Origin of the sequence: Methylobacterium gossipiicola (assembly GCF_900113485.1) — a bacterium.
Classification (GTDB): Bacteria; Pseudomonadota; Alphaproteobacteria; order Rhizobiales; family Beijerinckiaceae; genus Methylobacterium; species Methylobacterium gossipiicola.
The window spans coordinates 1-16,145 of record NZ_FOPM01000043.1 but is presented as its reverse complement, the minus strand read 5'-3'; the positions used below and the strand labels follow the sequence as shown (position 1 = coordinate 16,145).

Here is a 16,145-nt window from a genome sequence, read left to right as displayed (position 1 = left end):
ACCAGCTTGCCGGTACCATCATTCGACGCGGTCACACCGGTTGCCGACGTAAAGGCATTGACCTTGTCGATGATGGCCTGGACGGCCGTATCAGTCGTCAGCACGTTGATGGTCTTTGCCGCGCCGTCCGCACCCGTGATGGTGAACGATGTGTCGGAACCGGGCGCAGCGTAGGCTGCGCTACCGGTCACGGTGGCAACGCCGTCGGCATACGCCGTGGTGCTGGCGAGCGTGGACGTCGCGGCGGCGGCGGTGCTGCCGGCGGCAGCGCCGATGATCGTGTCCGACACGGCCTGGGTCGCGCCGGTGGAGAGCAGGTTCGAAGCGGTGGCGCCGGTCAGGGCGACGGAGGTGTTGGTCGCCTTGGTGGAGAAGGCGTTCGAGGAGGACAGGGCCTGCTGGGCGACGGACTTCAGCTGGTCGGTGAGGCCCTGCAGCTTGGTCAGGCCGGTGTTGGCGGCCTGGATCGCCTGGATGCCGTTGGAGATGCCGTCGAGCAGCTTCGAGAGGCCGGCCGAGCGGCTCGACAGGGTGTCGGCCGTGAAGAAGTTGGTCGGGTTGTCGAGGGCCGAGTTGACCTTCTTGTTGGTGGCGAGGCGGTTCTGGGTCGTGGCGAGGAGGTCGGCCGTGCCCTGCAGCGAGAGCAGGTTCGCGCGGGTGGCGGCCGAAAGGGTGATGCCGTTGGACATGGTGTTCGATCCGTTCTGATCGCTGCGTCCCCGTTTTTGGAGACGGGTCCTTTAGACCACGCCGGTCTTGCCTCGAGCTTAAGCGACATGGTGAACGCAAGATGACCGAAATGGAGCGCCCGGCCTGAGCTTGGGATTTGTCGTGGTCCGTCAGGCAGTTGTCGAACCCGACATCAAACCGCATTCACCATTCGTTAGCCATGAGTCGTGACAACCACCTCAACAATCAAATCCGGGGGCCCTCGGCGGGATCTCCCGAGGCGGGTTCCCACATCTCGGTGGTTCGATGCTGAGCGGTGTCCGCTTCGGTCGAGCGGACACCGTATCGCTCCCCGGCGGGGACTTTCGCCGCGTGTTCGTCTCCCCGACCGGCCTCACCCGGCGTCGATGAGCCCGGCCTCGTCCTGTGCCTGAAGCACGTCGGGGCGCGGCATCGAGATGATGTTGTAGCCCGAATCGACGAAGTGGACCTCGCCGGTGACGCCGCCGGACAGGTCGGAGAGCAGGTAGACGGCCGAGCCGCCGACCTCTTCCTGGGTCACCGTCCGCCGCAGGGGCGCGTGGGCCTTCTGGTGGTTGAACATGAGGCGGGCATCGGCGATGCCGGCACCGGCCAGCGTCCGCATCGGGCCGGCCGAGAGGGCGTTGACGCGGATACCGTCCGGGCCGAGATCCCCTGCGAGGTAACGGACGGAAGCTTCCAGAGCCGCCTTGGCGACGCCCATGACGTTGTAGTTCGGCATCACCCGCGTCGAGCCGCCATAGGTCAGGGTCAGAAGCGAGCCGCCGCGCGGCATGCGTTTGGCCGCCCGCTGGGCGATCTCGGTGAAAGAGAAGCACGAAATCGTCAGGGTGCGGGAAAAGTTCTCACGGGTGGTGACGTCGACGTAGCGCCCCTTCAGCTGGTTCTTGTCGGAGAACCCGATGGCGTGGACGACGAAGTCGATCCCGTCGGGAAAACGTGTGTCCAGGGTTTCGAACACCGCGTCGACGCTGGCGATGTCCTCGACGTCGCAGGGAATGACGATGTCGGATCCGAGCGAGGCGGCAAGCGGTGCCACCCGGCGTCCGAGGGCCTCGCCCTGGTAGGTGAAGGCGAGTTCGGCGCCGTGCTTGTGCAGGGCCGACGCGATGCCCCAGGCGATGGAATGATTGTTGGCGACCCCCATGATGAGGCCGCGCTTCCCCGTCATCAAACCCGTCATGCGTTTCCCCACGGATGTGGGCGGCTCCGGCCGGCGGCCCATCCTGTTGGGAGAGGCTTAGCGTGCGGGTCGCGGGCCTGTCCAATCCGGCGAGAGATTCGCGGGGGACCGTCCTAGAAGTAGCCGTTGGTCTCGGACCGCGCCCAATCGATAAGGGCCTGCTTGGCGTAAACCGCCGCGAGGCCCGTGAGGGCGAGGCCACCGACGGAGCCCAAGGTGAACCAGAGCATGCGTTTTGTCCTTGCGTGTTGCTGGAAAAACGCAGCCCGATTCCCCCGGTTCCATGAGAAGGCCGCCCGCCTCAGCGCCGGGGCGCTACGATGGCCGGGCCGGCGCTCGGCTCCGGGCGAAAGAGTTCGTTGCGCTGAATCTGCATCCGGGTCTGGCTGGAGTCGAATTGCTGCTGGTTCTGAATGCCGCGAATCTGGCTTTGGGTGGCGAGCCGGTCGTTGGTGGCATTGAGGCTGCCGGGGTTGGCGGAGGATTGGGCCAGGGCCGGGCCCGCCGCCAGGAGGGCGAGGCCCGACAGGGCGAGGCGGCGCGCGCGGATCGTGATCGGGCGGGGCATGGGGTGGGTCTCCCTTGGGGGATTGTCAGGCTGTGGGGACGACGCATGGGCGGAAAGCCCGGTTCCCGCGCGGGCGCTTCGCCGTTGAACCCTCGACGCCGTTCGCGTTTTGGTCCAGGGATGCGGCATGACTCAGCACCTCGACAAGACTGGGGCCTCGCGGCCGGTGCCCGCCTCCGACGCCGCGCCCGCCTCCATCGCGGCCCGCGCCATGGCCTCCCTCCGGCCCCAGAGCTCGCCCTATCTCGAGGGCCTGAACGACGAGCAGCGCCGCGCCGTCGAGGCGACGGACGGTCCCGTCCTGGTGCTGGCGGGGGCCGGCACCGGCAAGACCCGGGTGCTCACCACCCGCATCGCCCACCTCATCGCCACGGCCAAGGCGCGCCCCTTCGACATCCTGTCGGTGACCTTCACCAACAAGGCGGCGCGGGAGATGAAGCACCGCATCGGCGGCCTCATCGGCCCGGCGGGCGAGGGCATGCCGTGGCTCGGCACCTTCCACTCCATCGGCACCAAGATCCTGCGGCGCCATGCCGAACTCGTCGGTCTGCGCTCGGACTTCACGATTCTCGGCATGGACGATCAGCTGCGCCTGATGAAGCAGGTGATCGTCGATCAGAATATCGACGAGAAGCGCTGGCCGGCCCGCGCCCTCGCCTCGGCCATCGACGGCTGGAAGAACCGCGGCCTGCTGCCCGAGCAGGTGCCGCCGGGCGAGGCGCAGGCCTTCGCCTTCGGCAAGGGCGGCGCCCTCTACACCGCCTATCAGGCGCGGTTGCTCACCCTCAACGCCGCCGATTTCGGCGACCTCCTGCTGCTGTGCCTGAAGCTGTGGCGCGAGAACCCGGACGTGCTGGAGACCTATCAGCAGCGATTCCGCTACATCCTCGTCGACGAGTATCAGGACACCAACGTCGCCCAGTACCTGTGGCTGCGCCTGCTCGCCCAGGGCCACCGCAACGTGGCCTGCGTCGGCGACGACGACCAGTCGATCTACGGTTGGCGCGGCGCCGAGGTCGACAACATCCTGCGGTTCGAGCACGACTTTCCCGGTGCCACCGTGGTGCGCCTGGAGCGCAACTACCGCTCCACCGGCCACATCCTCGCCGCCGCCTCGGGGCTCATCGCCAAGAACGAGGGGCGCCTCGGCAAGACCCTGCGCACGGAGGACGTGGCGGGCGAGAAGGTGACGGTGGCGGGCGCCTGGGATTCGGAGGAAGAGGCGCGCCAGATCGGCGAGGCCATCGAGTCGCTGCAACACAGGCAGCATCCCCTGTCGGAGATCGCCGTCCTGGTTCGCATCTCAGCCCAGATGCGCGAGATCGAAGACCGCTTCGTCCAGTTGGGATTGCCCTACCGGGTGATCGGCGGACCGCGCTTCTACGAGCGCGCCGAGATCCGGGACGCCCTGGCTTACTTGCGCGTCACCATGAACCCGTCCGACGATCTCGCCTTCGAGCGGATCTTCAACACCCCGAAGCGGGGGTTGGGCGACGCCACCCTGCAGATCCTGCACGGCTATTCGCGTTCCCAGGGCGTGCCCCTGCTGCAGGCAGCGCGCCTCCTCACGGAGACCGACGAGCTGAAGCCCCGTGCCCGCTCCGGCGTCCGCGCCCTGGTGGAGAGCTTTTCGCGGTGGGCGCGGCTGGTTGGCACCAAGCCGCATTCCGAGGTGGCCCAGACCATCCTGGAGGAATCCGGCTACACCGAGATGTGGCAGAAGGATAAGTCCGCCGACGCCGCCGGGCGCCTCGAAAACCTCAAGGAGTTCGTGCGCTCCATGGAGGAATTCCCCGACCTGGCGGCCTTCCTCGAACACGTCTCCCTGGTGATGGAAGCCAGCGAGCAGGAGGGGGCGGACCGCGTCTCCCTCATGACCCTTCACGCCGCCAAGGGGCTGGAATTCGACACGGTGTTCCTGCCCGGCTGGGAGGACGGGCTTTTCCCGAACCAGCGGGCGCTGGACGAGAGCGGCCGGGCCGGCCTCGAGGAAGAGCGACGGCTTGCCCATGTCGGCCTCACCCGTGCCCGAAAGCGCGCCAAGCTGTCATTTGCCGTCAACCGACGCATCCACGGCCTGTGGTCCTCGACGATTCCAAGCCGGTTCATCGACGAGTTGCCGCCGGCCAGCGTCGAGGTCGTCGAGGCGCCGGCGCATTTCTCGGCCGGGGCCTCGCGGTTCGACCGCAACCCGACGCCGTTCGGCTCGTCCTACGGCACGCCCGGCTGGCAGCGGGCGCAGGCCGCCACCGCCAACACGGGCAATTTCGGCGGTGGCAATTTCGGCAGCGGCCCCTCCCGCAATCCGGTGAACCGCTCCGGCCCGCGCCAGATCGAGGGCGAACTCATCGCCAAATCCACGGGCACGCCCTCGGCCTTCTCCGTCGGCATGCGGGTATTCCACACCAAGTTCGGCCCGGGCGACGTCGCAGCCGTCGACGGCAACAAGCTCACGGTGAATTTCGACAAGGCCGGCCAGAAGATGGTGCTCGACAGCTTCATCCAGCCCGCCTGATCCCCCGCGCCGCGCTCCGTCCCGGCAAAGCCCTGAGTGCGGCCGATTTGCATCGCCGAGAAGAAAATCTCTGTCTTCGCTCGCAGGCGCGAAAGCGTGCGGACTTTCGACATCACTGTCGAAGAACAATGGATCGTCACGCCCCCGTCGCGTCCGGTGCGGCATGGTGCGTGCAACGACAGGGATGTTGAGGGACCGGAGCGCCCCACCATCCACAGGCAAGGCCGGCTCGGGGGGAACCGCCCCCTTGTCGGAGACTTGCCAATCGACCGACATGATCTCCGGTCGAAGCGACACGACTTTCACGATACGAGGTTTCACGCGCGTCACGTTCAACAGGTGCAGTTCAGATTGAGTCCGGTTGGCAAGTCCAGGTGGAGTATTGATCGATGAAGAGACGGCGCACACGACTTGAACTGGTGGAAGATCGTCCCGTCCGCTTGCACCGGACTCGCTTCGACGAGGAACGCAACCTCGGCCCCATCCAGCCCCTGACCGACCGGCAGGCGCAGTATCTCGAAGCTCTCGCGCTTCACAAACAGGTCATCGTCCTCGGCCCCGCCGGTACCGGCAAGACCTTCATCGCCGGCACACGGGCGGCGGACCAGCTTCGCCAGCGCCGCATCGGCAAGGTCATCATCACCCGCCCCAACGTGCCCTCGGGCCGCTCCCTCGGCTACTTTCCCGGCACCCTCGAGGAGAAGATCGCCCCCTGGGTCGCGCCGCTCACCGAGGCCATGAAGGAGCGCATGGGCGCGGCCGCCTTCGACATCGCCATGAAGACCGGCGACATCGAGGTGGTGCCGTTCGAAGTGATGCGTGGGCGCACCTTCAAGAACTGCCTCGTGATCCTCGACGAGGCCCAGAACACCACCACGGCCGAGATCAAGATGTTCCTCACCCGCATCGGAGACGATTGCCAGGTGATCATCAACGGCGACGTCTCGCAGACGGATCTTCGCGAGACCTCGGGCCTACGCACGGTGATCCACCTCGTGAAAAGCCGCATGATGCCGATTCCGGTAGTGGAATTCACCCTCGACGACATCGTGCGCTCGGGAATTTGTGCTGATTGGGTGCGGGCTTTCGAGGAAACGAATCTCTGACTTGGGGGTTATCAGCCGCGGGCTTCTGCGGGGCCCGCCGCTCACTCCGGTGCGCGACACGTGTCTGATGGGTCTGACGATCCGAGGACGACGGACCGGGTGCCGCGCTCGGACAGAAAAGAACAGGAGTTCTGACGTGAGGAAACTGACCTTGGCCTTCGCCGTGCTCGCCTCGCTCGGCGGCGCCAGCCTCGCCACCTCTGCCTCGGCTGCCCCCGGCGCCCCCGTGGGCGTCACCGCCCCCGAGACCGTGACCGACGTGCGCATGACGCCCATGGAGCGTCGGATGGAGCGCCGCATGATGCAGCGCCGGATGGAGCGTCGCATGATGCACCGTCACATGCACCGCAAGATGATGCACCGCCGGATGATGCGCCGCATGTAATCTCGATCGGTTTCGGTCGAAACGGAAAGGGTCCCTCGCGGGGCCCTTTTTCGTTTGGAAGCGATCGCTGACGTATGAGCGGACGGTGCGGGGCGCGTGCGAAAAAGCGTCGTTCGAGGGTGTCAGCTCAGACCGTCGCCGGTCGATTCCCTCGGCTGGTGGTCACGGGCCCTGGGCCCCCTCCCCTCGCGAGAGAGGGAGCCCGTCGGGCGCGACCAATCCGAGGGGATCGTCCGGAGGCTCGATCACTCCTTGGTGGAAGTCGTCTTCGTCACGGAGCCCGTCGTCTTCACCACGGGCTTGGCCGCCTTCGCGTCGGCAACGGTCGCGCCCTTGGCCTTCGGGGTGGAGGCCGTCGCCGCATGGACCTGACCGGCATGGGCGACCTTCGCGGGCGCCTTGGGGGTGAGCTTGACGGCATGGGCGGCGGCCGGGATCGTCGCGGCGTCCGTCGCCGGGGTGGCCGGACCGGGGTTGGTGCCGAGCACGTGCGTCAGGGCCTTCTTGAAGGCGGCCGGGTCGCCATCGGCGTCGGCGACCATCACGCGGGCGGGCTTCGCCACCGCCGGCTCGGCGGGCTCGACCTTGGCCATGAGGGTCTGGACCGCCGCGCCCTTCTTGCCCTGCCCCGCCGCGGCCTTGGCGGCGGCCTTGGTGGGAATCGGGGCGTCGGCGGCGGCGAGCATCACCGGGCGTCCCTTGGCATCGACCTCGATCTCGCGGGCATCCGCCGCGATGGATTCCGGGCGGCTCACCTCGCCGAGGTGGCGGCGGGCGTATTCCTTCGGATCGTAGGGCTGTTCCGGCTCGTCCTTGGGAATCAGGTTGGCGAAGGCCGTGGTACTGGCCGGCGGCTGCGGCCGGAACACCGGGTTCTGGCTGCCGTCCTCGTAGACGACGCGGGTGGCCGGCGTGCCCTTGGCGATGAGTTCGGCGACCTCGCGGTTGTCGCGGTCGCGCTTCTCGGCCACCTGTGGGTCGACGCGGGGATTGCAGGCGCCGGCCGCCGCATCGGCACCGCCGAACACGTAGCGGGTGCCGCACAGACCGACCTTCGGCTCCTCGCGCAGGGCCTCGAAATAATCCGAGCCCTCCTTGAGGTTCTTCCAGAACGGCGCGTTGGGGTCGTTGCGGAACTTCGCGACGTTCGCCGCCGTCATCCGGAACGGGTAGGACTGGAACTGAAACGCCCGCTGGCCGCCGGCGAAGGAATCGCGGGCCAGCGCATAGATCTCGCCCATGGATTCGTCGGTCATGGCGAAGCAGCCCGCCGACGAGCAGGTGCCGTGGACCATGATGTAGTTGCCCGTGCGGCCGTTGGCGCGGTCGTAGGCGTTGGGGTAACCGGTGTCGAAGGAGAGGTAGTAGGACGAGTTCGGGTTCATCTGCCCCGGCGTCACCGTGTAGAAGCCTTCGGGCGCCTGGCGGTCGCCCTGCTTCGTCTTCGGCCCGAGCTGGCCCGACCAGCGGCAGATGGGGAAGGTCTTCAGGAGTGCGTACTGGCCGGAGCTGGTCCGCTTCCACACCTCCATCTCCGCTTCCTTCTTGTAGGCGCGGATGAGGATGGGATCGTTCTGCGACATGCCCTTCTGCGCCATGAGCGCGAGGGTCTTCTGGGGAACCGGCGCGAGGGCGCGCAGGGGAACGCCGCCGCCCGTCGATCCGTCCTGGCAGGCGCCGAGGGAGATCGTGAGCGCGGCGAGGCCGGCGATCACGTACGGGCGTAACGCCGGTCGGCGCACAGCCATGGGGAACCCCACTCTCAAAAGACACGCCTCCGCGGGCTTTGCCCGTCGGACGCCACTCCCCAACCCCTTAGCTCCGTTAAACTTACCCCCGTGTTACCGCAAGGCGATGGAATGGGATCTCGGGATCGGGTGTGAATCCCGGGTACGGTTCGGGGAGGGCATGGAACCGGAGGCGGCGCGTGGGACACGCGGGTCGAAGGCGTTGATGCGGCTCACGATTTCGAGAGGAATACGGCCGACCTTATGAACGCCGCCCTGCACGAAGGGTCCGGTGGATTCCGAAGAGCCCTTAAGGGTTCCCTCTATTAGACTGCGACAAAAGCACGCAACGAACAGCGATCGGGATATTTCGACGGGCTTCACGCCGGTCCGGGACTATCCATTCGGTCGCTGCCGGGCGCGGGCTCCCCCGCCTTCCAGGAAGGCGTCGCGTCTCACCGATCCGAAGGCATCAACCGGAGGCGGCCTCAGAGCTTGCGGCCGATCTCCAGGAACTTCACGGCCCGGCGGTCGCGGATCTCGTCCGGCGACAGGCCGTCGAACTCCGCCAGGGCGGCGGCCATGGCCTGCCCGGCGGCGGCCGTGGCGGCGGCGCGGCCGCGATGGGCGCCGCCCGTGGCCTCGGGCACGATGGTGTCGATGATGCCGAGCCGCAGGAGATCCTGGGCGGTGATCTTCATGGCGGTGGCGGCATCCGAGGCCCGGCCCTGGTCGCGCCACAGGATCGAGGCGGCGCCCTCCGGCGAGATCACCCCGTAAATGGCGTGCTCCATCATCAGCACCCGGTTGGCGGTGGCCAGCGCGATGGCGCCGCCCGAGCCGCCCTCCCCGATGACCAGGGCGACGTTGGGGACGCCGAGGGCGAGGCAGGCTTCCGTCGAGCGGGCGATGGCCTCCGCCTGTCCGCGCTCCTCGGCTTCGATGCCGGGGAACGCGCCCGCCGTGTCGATGAAGGCCAGCACCGGCAGGCCGAAGCGGTCGGCCATCTCCATGAGGCGCACGGCCTTGCGATAGCCCTCGGGCTTGGCCATCCCGAAATTGTGGTGCAGGCGCGTCTCGGTGGAGTGGCCCTTCTCCTGGCCGATGACGCAGACGGCCCGGCCCCGGAACCGGCCGAAGCCGGCCACGATGGCGGCGTCCTCGCCGAAGGCGCGGTCCCCGGCGAGCGGCGTGAACTCGGTGATGAGATCGGCGCAGTAATCGACGAAGTGGGGCCGTTGCGGGTGGCGGGCCACCTGCGTCTTCTGCCACGGCGTCAGGGAGGCGTAGATGTCCGACAGGGCGGCTGCGGCCTTGGCCTCCAGGCGTCCGACCTCCTCGGAGATGGACACGGCCCCGTCGCGGGCGCCCACGGCCTTGAGTTCCTCGACCTTCGCCTCGAGTTCGGCGACGGGCTTCTCGAAGTCCAGGTAGGAGCGCATCACCGTCATCGGTCTCTTCTCGTCCTTCACGGTCCCGCGGGGCGGGGCCGGCCGCCGGGGCGGGGTGTTGGCGAAGGCTCGCCCGGTGTCAACCAGCGCGGTCAGGCCAGGGGCGCGGTGGCTTGCGCCAGCCAGGCGCGGGTCGGCGCGTCGAGATGGGGTGCGAGGGTGTCGCGGACCCGCGCGTGATAGGCGTCGATCCAGGCGTGCTCAGGCTGGCTCAGGAGCGCGCGGGCGATGAGGCGCCGGTCGAACGGCGCCAGGGTCAGGGTCTCGAATCCGAGCATGGTCCGCTCGGCCCCGGGAATCGTGCGCGGCTCGACGAGGACGAGGTTTTCGAGGCGGATGCCGTACTCACCGGCCCGGTAGTAACCGGGCTCGTTGGACAGGATCATGCCCGCCTCCAGGGGCACGGTCCCGGTCTTGGCGATGCGCTGCGGCCCCTCGTGCACGGACAGGAAGGCGCCGACCCCGTGCCCGGTGCCGTGGTCGAAATCGAGCCCGGCCTCCCACAGGGGAGCGCGGGCGAAGCCGTCGATCTGCGCCCCCGTCGTGCCCTTCGGGAACACGGCCCGGGCGATGCCGACATGGCCCTTCAACACGCGGGTGAAGCGGTCGCACATACTGTCCGTCGGCGACCCGATGGCCACCGTGCGGGTGATGTCCGTGGTGCCGTCGCGGTATTGGGCGCCGGAATCGATGAGAAAGAGTTCGCCCGGCTCGACCGCACGGTCGGTCTCGCGGCTGACCCGGTAATGCACGATGGCGCCGTTGGGGCCGCTGCCCGAGATGGTGGGAAACGAGACGTCCCGGAGCAGGCCGCTGTCCGCCCGAAAATCCTCCAGGGCCTCGACGGCGGCGATCTCGGTGAGGGAACCGGCCTCCGCCCGCCCATCGAGCCAGGCGAGGAAGCGCACCACCGCGACGCCATCCCGCAAATGCGCCGCGCGGGTGCCGGCGATCTCGGCGGCGTTCTTCACCGCCTTGAGCCCCGTGATGGGATCGGGGCCGGTCTCGACGGTGCCGCCGGCGGCCTCGATCCGGACCTTGAGGGCGATGGCGCCCGTCGCCGCGTCGAGGCGGATGGGGCCGCCCCGGGCGAGATCGTCGAGGGCGGTCTCGAACGCATTTCGGGGCGCGAGGTCGGCCAGCGGCGCCAGGGCGTCACGGAGTTCGGGCGCGATGTCGGCCGAGCCGAGGAACAGGGTCGGTCGACCTTGCCGAGGCAGGATCGCGTAGCCCAGCGCCAGGGGCGTGTGGTCGATGTCGCCGCCGCGCAGGTTGAACGCCCAGGCGAGGTTGTGCGGATCGGAGATCACCAGGGCGGCGCACCCGGCCTTGTCGAGGGCGGCTGCGATCCGGGCGCGTTTGTCCGGCACGGCTTCCCCGGCGAGTTCCAGGGGATGGAGCACCACGGCTCCGGCGGGCTGGCCCGGCCGGTCAGACCAGACCGCATCGATGGGATTGACGTCAACGGCACGGAGCGTCGCCCCGGCCTTGTCGACGGCCCGTTGCAGGCGGGCGACCCCATCCGGCGTGTGCAGCCACGGATCGTAGCCGAGGACCTGTCCGCTCTTCAGATGATCCGAGATCCATGCCTCGACACCCGTCTCGGCGAGCTGGACCGGGGTGATCACGGCCGTATCGACCTGGGCCGGGGCCTGGAGGGTGTAGCGCCCGTCCACCACCAGGGCGGCGCGATCCGTCAGGATCACCGCCGTGCCGGCCGAGCCGGTGAACCCCGTGAGCCAGGCGAGGCGTTCGGCCCCCGGGGCTACGTATTCCGACTGGTGCTCGTCGGCGCGGGGCACCACGAATCCGTCGAGGCCCTGCGCGCCCAAGGTTTTTCGCAAGGCCGCGAGGCGGGTGGCGCCCTCGCGGTGGCCGGGATCGTCGAAGGTCTGGAAGCGGGCGCGCGTCATCTCGCCAGGGTTACGCCGGGCGGTTCAGCGCGGCAACCATCCGCGCAGGGGACGCGGGGCGGCACCGCCGCGCTTCAGCACCAGGGTGGCCCAGCCCTCGATGAGGCCATGGCTCGCGAGGTGGAAGCCGCGATGGCGGTAGGTGGAGAGCACGCCCGGCACGTCGCGCTCGATGAGCCCGGACAGGATGAGGATGCCGTGATCGGCCACCACCGCCGTGAGCGAGGGGGCGAGACCTTTCAACGGCCGGGCCAGGATGTTGGCGAACACCACGTCGAAGCGGCGCGGCCGGGCCGCCAGGGCATGGCGCACGCCCGGCCCCTGGTACAGCCGCAGGGTCGGCCCCAACCCGTTGAGGCGGGCATTGCCGATGGCCGTGGTCACCGCCTCGGGGTCGAGGTCGCCGGCGATCACGGGGGTGTGGAGGGCTTTGGCCGCCGCGAAGGCCAGGATGCCGGTGCCGGTGCCGACGTCGAGGACATGGGCCGGGCGGCCACGCTTCAACCGGTTGGCGAGCGCCCGCAGGCAGCCGAGCGTCGTGCCGTGATGGCCGGTGCCGAAGGCGAGGGCCGCCTCGATCTCGATGGCGAGGTCGTTCGCCCGCACGGTGTCGCGGTCGTGGCTGCCATGGACGAGGAAGCGGCCGGCCCGCACGGGGTTCAGCCCTTCGAGGGAGGCGCGGACCCAATCCTGCTGGTCGATGGTCTCGAAGGTCGCGACATCGGCCTGGTCGCCGACCACGGGGCGGATGAGTTCGCGGATCATCTCCTCGTCGGGGGCGTCGGCGAAATACGCCTCCAGGCGCCAGGTCCGGCCGTCCTCGGCCTCGAAGGCGGCCACCGCCGTCTGCGTCGGGTCGAACATCTCGCCCAGGAGATCGGTCATCGCCTTGGCCGAGCCCTCGTCCGTGAGGAGGCGCAGCACATGGGTCGGGCGGTGGGGGGGCAGGCCTTCGAGCATGGACCAGGGCTCTAACACCCCCCGCGCGGCCCCGCCACTGGGGTGCGAATTTCCCGGGAACGAAGCGCCGACTTTCGCGTTTGCCCTCGCTTCCCGGAGTCGATCCGTCATCGCGGGTGCTTGCGTGCGTATGAGAATCAAAAGAACCGGCGGACGAACGCCGGTGGTCATGGCCGAGAAATCCAGGTCCCGCCGGCGCCTCGCCCGCGGGCGGGAAGGGATTCTCGAATCCGACGCCCTCGCGGCGCCCCTGCCGGGCTCGATGCTGGTTCTGCTGAGCCGTCTCCACCGATCGGAAATCACGCGGCTGGACGACGAGGATCGAACGGCCTGAGGCGGCGCCCTTGCGGGATCGACGATGAATCGGGTTATTGCCCCGGTCCGCCGTTCCACCCTGGATACCCCTTGGATCGTCTCGGCCTCACCCCCGACGAGTGGACCGCCATCACCTTGAGTCTGAGGGTGGCGGCGGTGGCCACCCTCGCCAGTCTCGGGCCCGGCCTCGCCGTGGCGTGGCTCCTGGCGCGTCGCCGCTTTCCCGGGCGCGGCCTCCTCGACGGGATCGTGCATCTCCCCCTGATCCTGCCGCCCGTGGTGACGGGCTACCTCCTGCTCCTCGCCTTCGGCCGGCGCGGCGCCTTCGGGGCGGCGCTGGCCGAGATCGGCATCGTGCTGTCGTTCCGCTGGACCGGGGCGGCCCTCGCCTGCGCCGTCATGGGCTTTCCCCTCATGGTGCGGGCCATGCGCCTCTCCCTGGAGGCCGTGGATCGGCGCGTCGAGCAGGCGGCCGCGACCCTCGGGGCCGGGCCGTGGTCGGTCTTCCTCACCGTGACCCTGCCGCTCGCCCTGCCGGGCGTGCTCGCCGGAGCGGTGCTGGCCTTCGCCAAGGCCATGGGCGAGTTCGGCGCCACCATCACGTTCGTGTCGAACATTCCGGGCGAAACCCAGACCCTGCCCTCGGCCATCTACAGCCTGACGCAGGTGCCGGGGGGCGAGGCCGCCGCCCTGCGCCTCACCCTCGTCTCCATCGCCCTGTCCATGGCGGCCCTGCTCGCCTCCGAACTCCTGGCGCGGCGCCTCGCCCGTCGCCTGGGGCAGGCTGAGTCTCGTCCATGAGCCTCAGCCTCGATCTCGCCCTGGCGCGCGGGGCCTTCCGCCTCGACGTCGCCTTCACGGCGCCCCCCGGCCTCACCGCCCTGTTCGGCCCCTCGGGCTCGGGCAAGACCACGGTGATCGCCCTCCTCGCCGGCCTCGTACGGCCCGACCGGGGCCGCATCGTCCTCGATGGCGAGACCCTGCTGGACACGGACAACCGCATCGACCGGCCGACCCATCGCCGTCGCATCGGCGTGGTGTTCCAGGAGGCGCGGCTGCTGCCCCATCTGAGCGTGCGGCAGAACCTCGTTTACGGCCGCCGCTTCGTCGCGCGGAACCGCCCGGAACCGCCCGGCCTCGGATTCGACGACGTCATCGGGCTCCTCGGAATCGGCCATCTCCTGGCGCGTCGCCCCACGGGCCTGTCGGGGGGGGAGGCCCAGCGCGTCGCCATCGGTCGGGCCCTGCTGTCGCATCCGCGCCTGCTGCTCATGGACGAGCCCCTCGCCGCCCTCGACGCCGCCCGCAAGGCCGAGATCCTGCCCCTCATCGAGCACCTGCGCGACGGAGCCGGTATCCCCATCGTGTATGTCAGCCATGCCGTGCCGGAGGTCGCCCGCCTCGCCGACACCCTGGTGGTGCTGGAAGCCGGGCGCGTCGCTGCCGCCGGACCGGCCGCGACCCTCCTCGGCCGGGGCGACCTCGGCCCGGATCGGGCGGCGCAGGCCGGCAGCCTCCTCGACATGACGGTGGCGGGGCACGACGCGGAATCCGGCCTCACGCACCTGTCGGGTGCCGTGGGGCGGCTCAGCGTGCCGCGCCTCGACCGGGCGGTGGGTGCCTCCGTGCGCCTCCTCGTACCGGCCCGCGACGTACTGGTGGCGACGCAAGCCCCCGTCGGCCTCAGCGCCCGCAACGTCCTGTCGGGCACGGTGCGCGACGTCGACGCCCTGCGGGAGGGCGCGGTTTTGGTCGGCCTCGCATGTGGCGATGCGACGCTCACCGCCCGGCTGACGCGGGCCTCCGCCCACGACCTCGGCTTGCGGCCGGGGCTGCCCGTCTTCGCCGTGGTGAAAAGCGTCGCCTTCGATCCGCAGGCCATCGGCGCCGGCCGAGCGCCCCGGGCGGTGGAGATCTGATCGCCTCCGCGAGATCGCTTAAAAATATCCTGAGGCCGATGAAAGTCTCTTCACGATACTTCCGGCTGCCGGCGGAGGGGGCGATTTGTTTAAGATTCGATTCAGCCCCCGGGCGCCTAATGAGGCCATCGATCATTCAGCGATAGGAGGCGAGGGATAGACGATGTCGATTTCGAGCATAACGAGTGCAACCGCGGTCCAGGGAGTTCCGAGTCCCGGCCCCGGGCCGGGTGCGGTGTCGCCGGTGACGCCCGTCATCGGACCGACCCGGCTCGGGCCCGCCGTGACCTTCGACATCCACACGACCCGTCCGGACCACGACGACGAAGCGCCGGAGGGCCATGACCGGCACGCGGCGCAGGCGACCCAGCGCGAGGCCCGCATCCGCATCGATCAGGATACCAAGTCCATCGTGTATCAGGAGGTCGATCCGAGCTCCGGTGACATCGTGATCCAATTGCCGGATCCCGTTGTCCTGAAGGCCCGCGCCTATGCCGACCGGGCCGCCGCCGCGGCCTCCGAGGCAGCGGCGGAAGACCATCCCGTCGATCGCAAAGCCTAACCCGGACGGGGCAGAGTGTTCGCCGACGGGACGGACGGGCGGACGCGACGGGATGTCGGCGGCCGCCCAGAGATGAAGGCGCCGGACCGGATGCGATGATCCGGCCCGGCGCTTTCGTTGCGCGTGCCCCTTCGAGGGGGCTCTTCCTTAGCGCAGCAGCTGCAGCACGCCCTGCTGGGCCTGGTTCGCCAGGGCGAGTGCCGAGATGCCGAGGGAGTTGCGGGTCGAGAGGGCCTGGGAGTTGGCGGCCTCCTCGTTGAGGTCGGCGTTGACGAGGTTGCCGGCGCCGGTGTCGAGGACGTTGATGATCTGCTTGGTGAAGTCCTGACGGTTCTGGACCACGGCGAGGTTCGAGCCCAGCGACGAGGCCTGGGCCTTCAGCTGCGACGAGGCCGAGGAGATGGCGGTCATGACCTTGGCGATCAGGCCGTTCTCCTGGAACCCATCGGTGTCGATGGGGCCGAGGCCGAGGTTGGAGATGTTCACCGTCGAACCTTGGACCGAGAGCAGCGAGCTGCCCTTTTCGTTGAACACCACCTTCAGGTTGTCACCAGCGAGCAGGTTCAGGCCGTTGAAGCCGGCGTCGGAGGCGAGCTGATTGATCTGCGTCAGCAGATTGTTGTAGCTCGCAACCGCGTTCCGGCGGGCGGCGGCGCCGTCGCCGCCGATGATGGCGGAGGAGGTTCCCGCGGCGAAGGCCGTACCGCCGGAGACCGAGACGCTGAGGTTGTCGGCGCCGTAGTCGTTGGTGGTGGTGATGGCGATCTTGCCGGTGACGCTGTCGATGGAGGCCTGGGCGTTCACCGTGGCGAGGGACGCGTTGAGCTGGG

At 69.1% G+C, this 16,145-nt stretch carries 15 protein-coding genes; 7 read left to right on the top strand and 8 right to left on the bottom strand.

Going from position 1 to position 16,145, the window contains the following annotated elements; genetic code table 11:
• From BM249_RS20410 to BM249_RS20400, 3 genes are all read right to left on the bottom strand, one after another.
• The coding region (locus BM249_RS20410) for a flagellin N-terminal helical domain-containing protein (RefSeq protein WP_280142697.1) at nucleotides 1-689 on the bottom strand (689 nt) is incomplete at its 3' end.
• Nucleotides 690-1,063: 374 nt separating this feature from the next.
• On the bottom strand, nucleotides 1,064-1,894 hold the full coding sequence (gene fabI, locus BM249_RS20405) for an enoyl-ACP reductase FabI (RefSeq protein ID WP_091975405.1): 831 nt from the start codon (nucleotides 1,892-1,894) through the stop codon (nucleotides 1,064-1,066).
• Nucleotides 1,895-2,195: 301 nt separating this feature from the next.
• Nucleotides 2,196-2,462 carry a hypothetical protein gene (locus BM249_RS20400; RefSeq protein WP_091975403.1) on the bottom strand — a complete coding sequence of 89 codons (267 nt, stop codon included), beginning with the start codon at nucleotides 2,460-2,462 and terminating at the stop codon, nucleotides 2,196-2,198.
• A gap of 127 nt (nucleotides 2,463-2,589) precedes the next feature.
• Between BM249_RS20400 and BM249_RS20395 the strand changes: the two genes are divergently transcribed.
• The 3 genes from BM249_RS20395 (at nucleotide 2,590) to BM249_RS20385 (ending at nucleotide 6,468) form a co-directional block, all read left to right on the top strand.
• Nucleotides 2,590-4,977: an ATP-dependent helicase gene (locus BM249_RS20395; protein WP_091975401.1), complete on the top strand. Its 2,388-nt coding sequence runs from the start codon at nucleotides 2,590-2,592 to the stop codon at nucleotides 4,975-4,977.
• Between the two features lie 389 nt (nucleotides 4,978-5,366).
• Complete coding sequence (locus BM249_RS20390; RefSeq protein WP_091975399.1) at nucleotides 5,367-6,083, top strand: PhoH family protein; 717 nt, start codon at nucleotides 5,367-5,369, stop codon at nucleotides 6,081-6,083.
• A 136-nt stretch (nucleotides 6,084-6,219) separates the two neighbouring features.
• On the top strand, nucleotides 6,220-6,468 hold the full coding sequence (locus BM249_RS20385; RefSeq protein WP_091975397.1) for a hypothetical protein: 249 nt from the start codon (nucleotides 6,220-6,222) through the stop codon (nucleotides 6,466-6,468).
• 245 nt (nucleotides 6,469-6,713) lie between these two features.
• Here the strand turns inward: BM249_RS20385 and BM249_RS20380 are convergent, their stop codons facing one another.
• The 4 genes from BM249_RS20380 to BM249_RS20365 form a co-directional block, all read right to left on the bottom strand.
• A complete protein-coding gene (locus BM249_RS20380) occupies nucleotides 6,714-8,216 on the bottom strand; it encodes a L,D-transpeptidase family protein (RefSeq protein WP_091975395.1) in 1,503 nt (500 codons plus the stop codon).
• Between the two features lie 467 nt (nucleotides 8,217-8,683).
• A complete protein-coding gene (locus BM249_RS20375) occupies nucleotides 8,684-9,637 on the bottom strand; it encodes an acetyl-CoA carboxylase carboxyltransferase subunit alpha (protein ID WP_177232476.1) in 954 nt (317 codons plus the stop codon).
• 101 nt (nucleotides 9,638-9,738) lie between these two features.
• Nucleotides 9,739-11,559 (bottom strand): aminopeptidase P family protein, encoded by a 1,821-nt coding sequence (locus BM249_RS20370; RefSeq protein ID WP_091975391.1) that lies wholly within the window; start codon nucleotides 11,557-11,559, stop codon nucleotides 9,739-9,741.
• A 24-nt stretch (nucleotides 11,560-11,583) separates the two neighbouring features.
• Nucleotides 11,584-12,519 carry a 50S ribosomal protein L11 methyltransferase gene (locus BM249_RS20365; RefSeq protein WP_091975389.1) on the bottom strand — a complete coding sequence of 312 codons (936 nt, stop codon included), beginning with the start codon at nucleotides 12,517-12,519 and terminating at the stop codon, nucleotides 11,584-11,586.
• Nucleotides 12,520-12,688: 169 nt separating this feature from the next.
• Between BM249_RS20365 and BM249_RS20360 the strand changes: the two genes are divergently transcribed.
• From BM249_RS20360 to BM249_RS20345, 4 genes are all read left to right on the top strand, one after another.
• A complete protein-coding gene (locus tag BM249_RS20360; RefSeq protein WP_244528887.1) occupies nucleotides 12,689-12,853 on the top strand; it encodes a hypothetical protein in 165 nt (54 codons plus the stop codon).
• Nucleotides 12,854-12,924: 71 nt separating this feature from the next.
• Complete coding sequence (modB, locus tag BM249_RS20355) at nucleotides 12,925-13,635, top strand: molybdate ABC transporter permease subunit (RefSeq protein WP_091975386.1); 711 nt, start codon at nucleotides 12,925-12,927, stop codon at nucleotides 13,633-13,635.
• Entirely contained in the window at nucleotides 13,632-14,753 is a 1,122-nt protein-coding gene (gene modC, locus BM249_RS20350; RefSeq protein WP_091975385.1) for a molybdenum ABC transporter ATP-binding protein, read from the top strand. Before modB ends, modC begins: the two co-directional genes overlap by 4 nt.
• Before the next feature lie 244 nt (nucleotides 14,754-14,997).
• On the top strand, nucleotides 14,998-15,315 hold the full coding sequence (locus BM249_RS20345; protein ID WP_143103823.1) for a hypothetical protein: 318 nt from the start codon (nucleotides 14,998-15,000) through the stop codon (nucleotides 15,313-15,315).
• Between the two features lie 147 nt (nucleotides 15,316-15,462).
• Here the strand turns inward: BM249_RS20345 and BM249_RS20340 are convergent.
• Nucleotides 15,463-16,145: flagellin (locus tag BM249_RS20340; RefSeq protein WP_280142696.1), on the bottom strand; the 683-nt coding region annotated here is incomplete at its 5' end.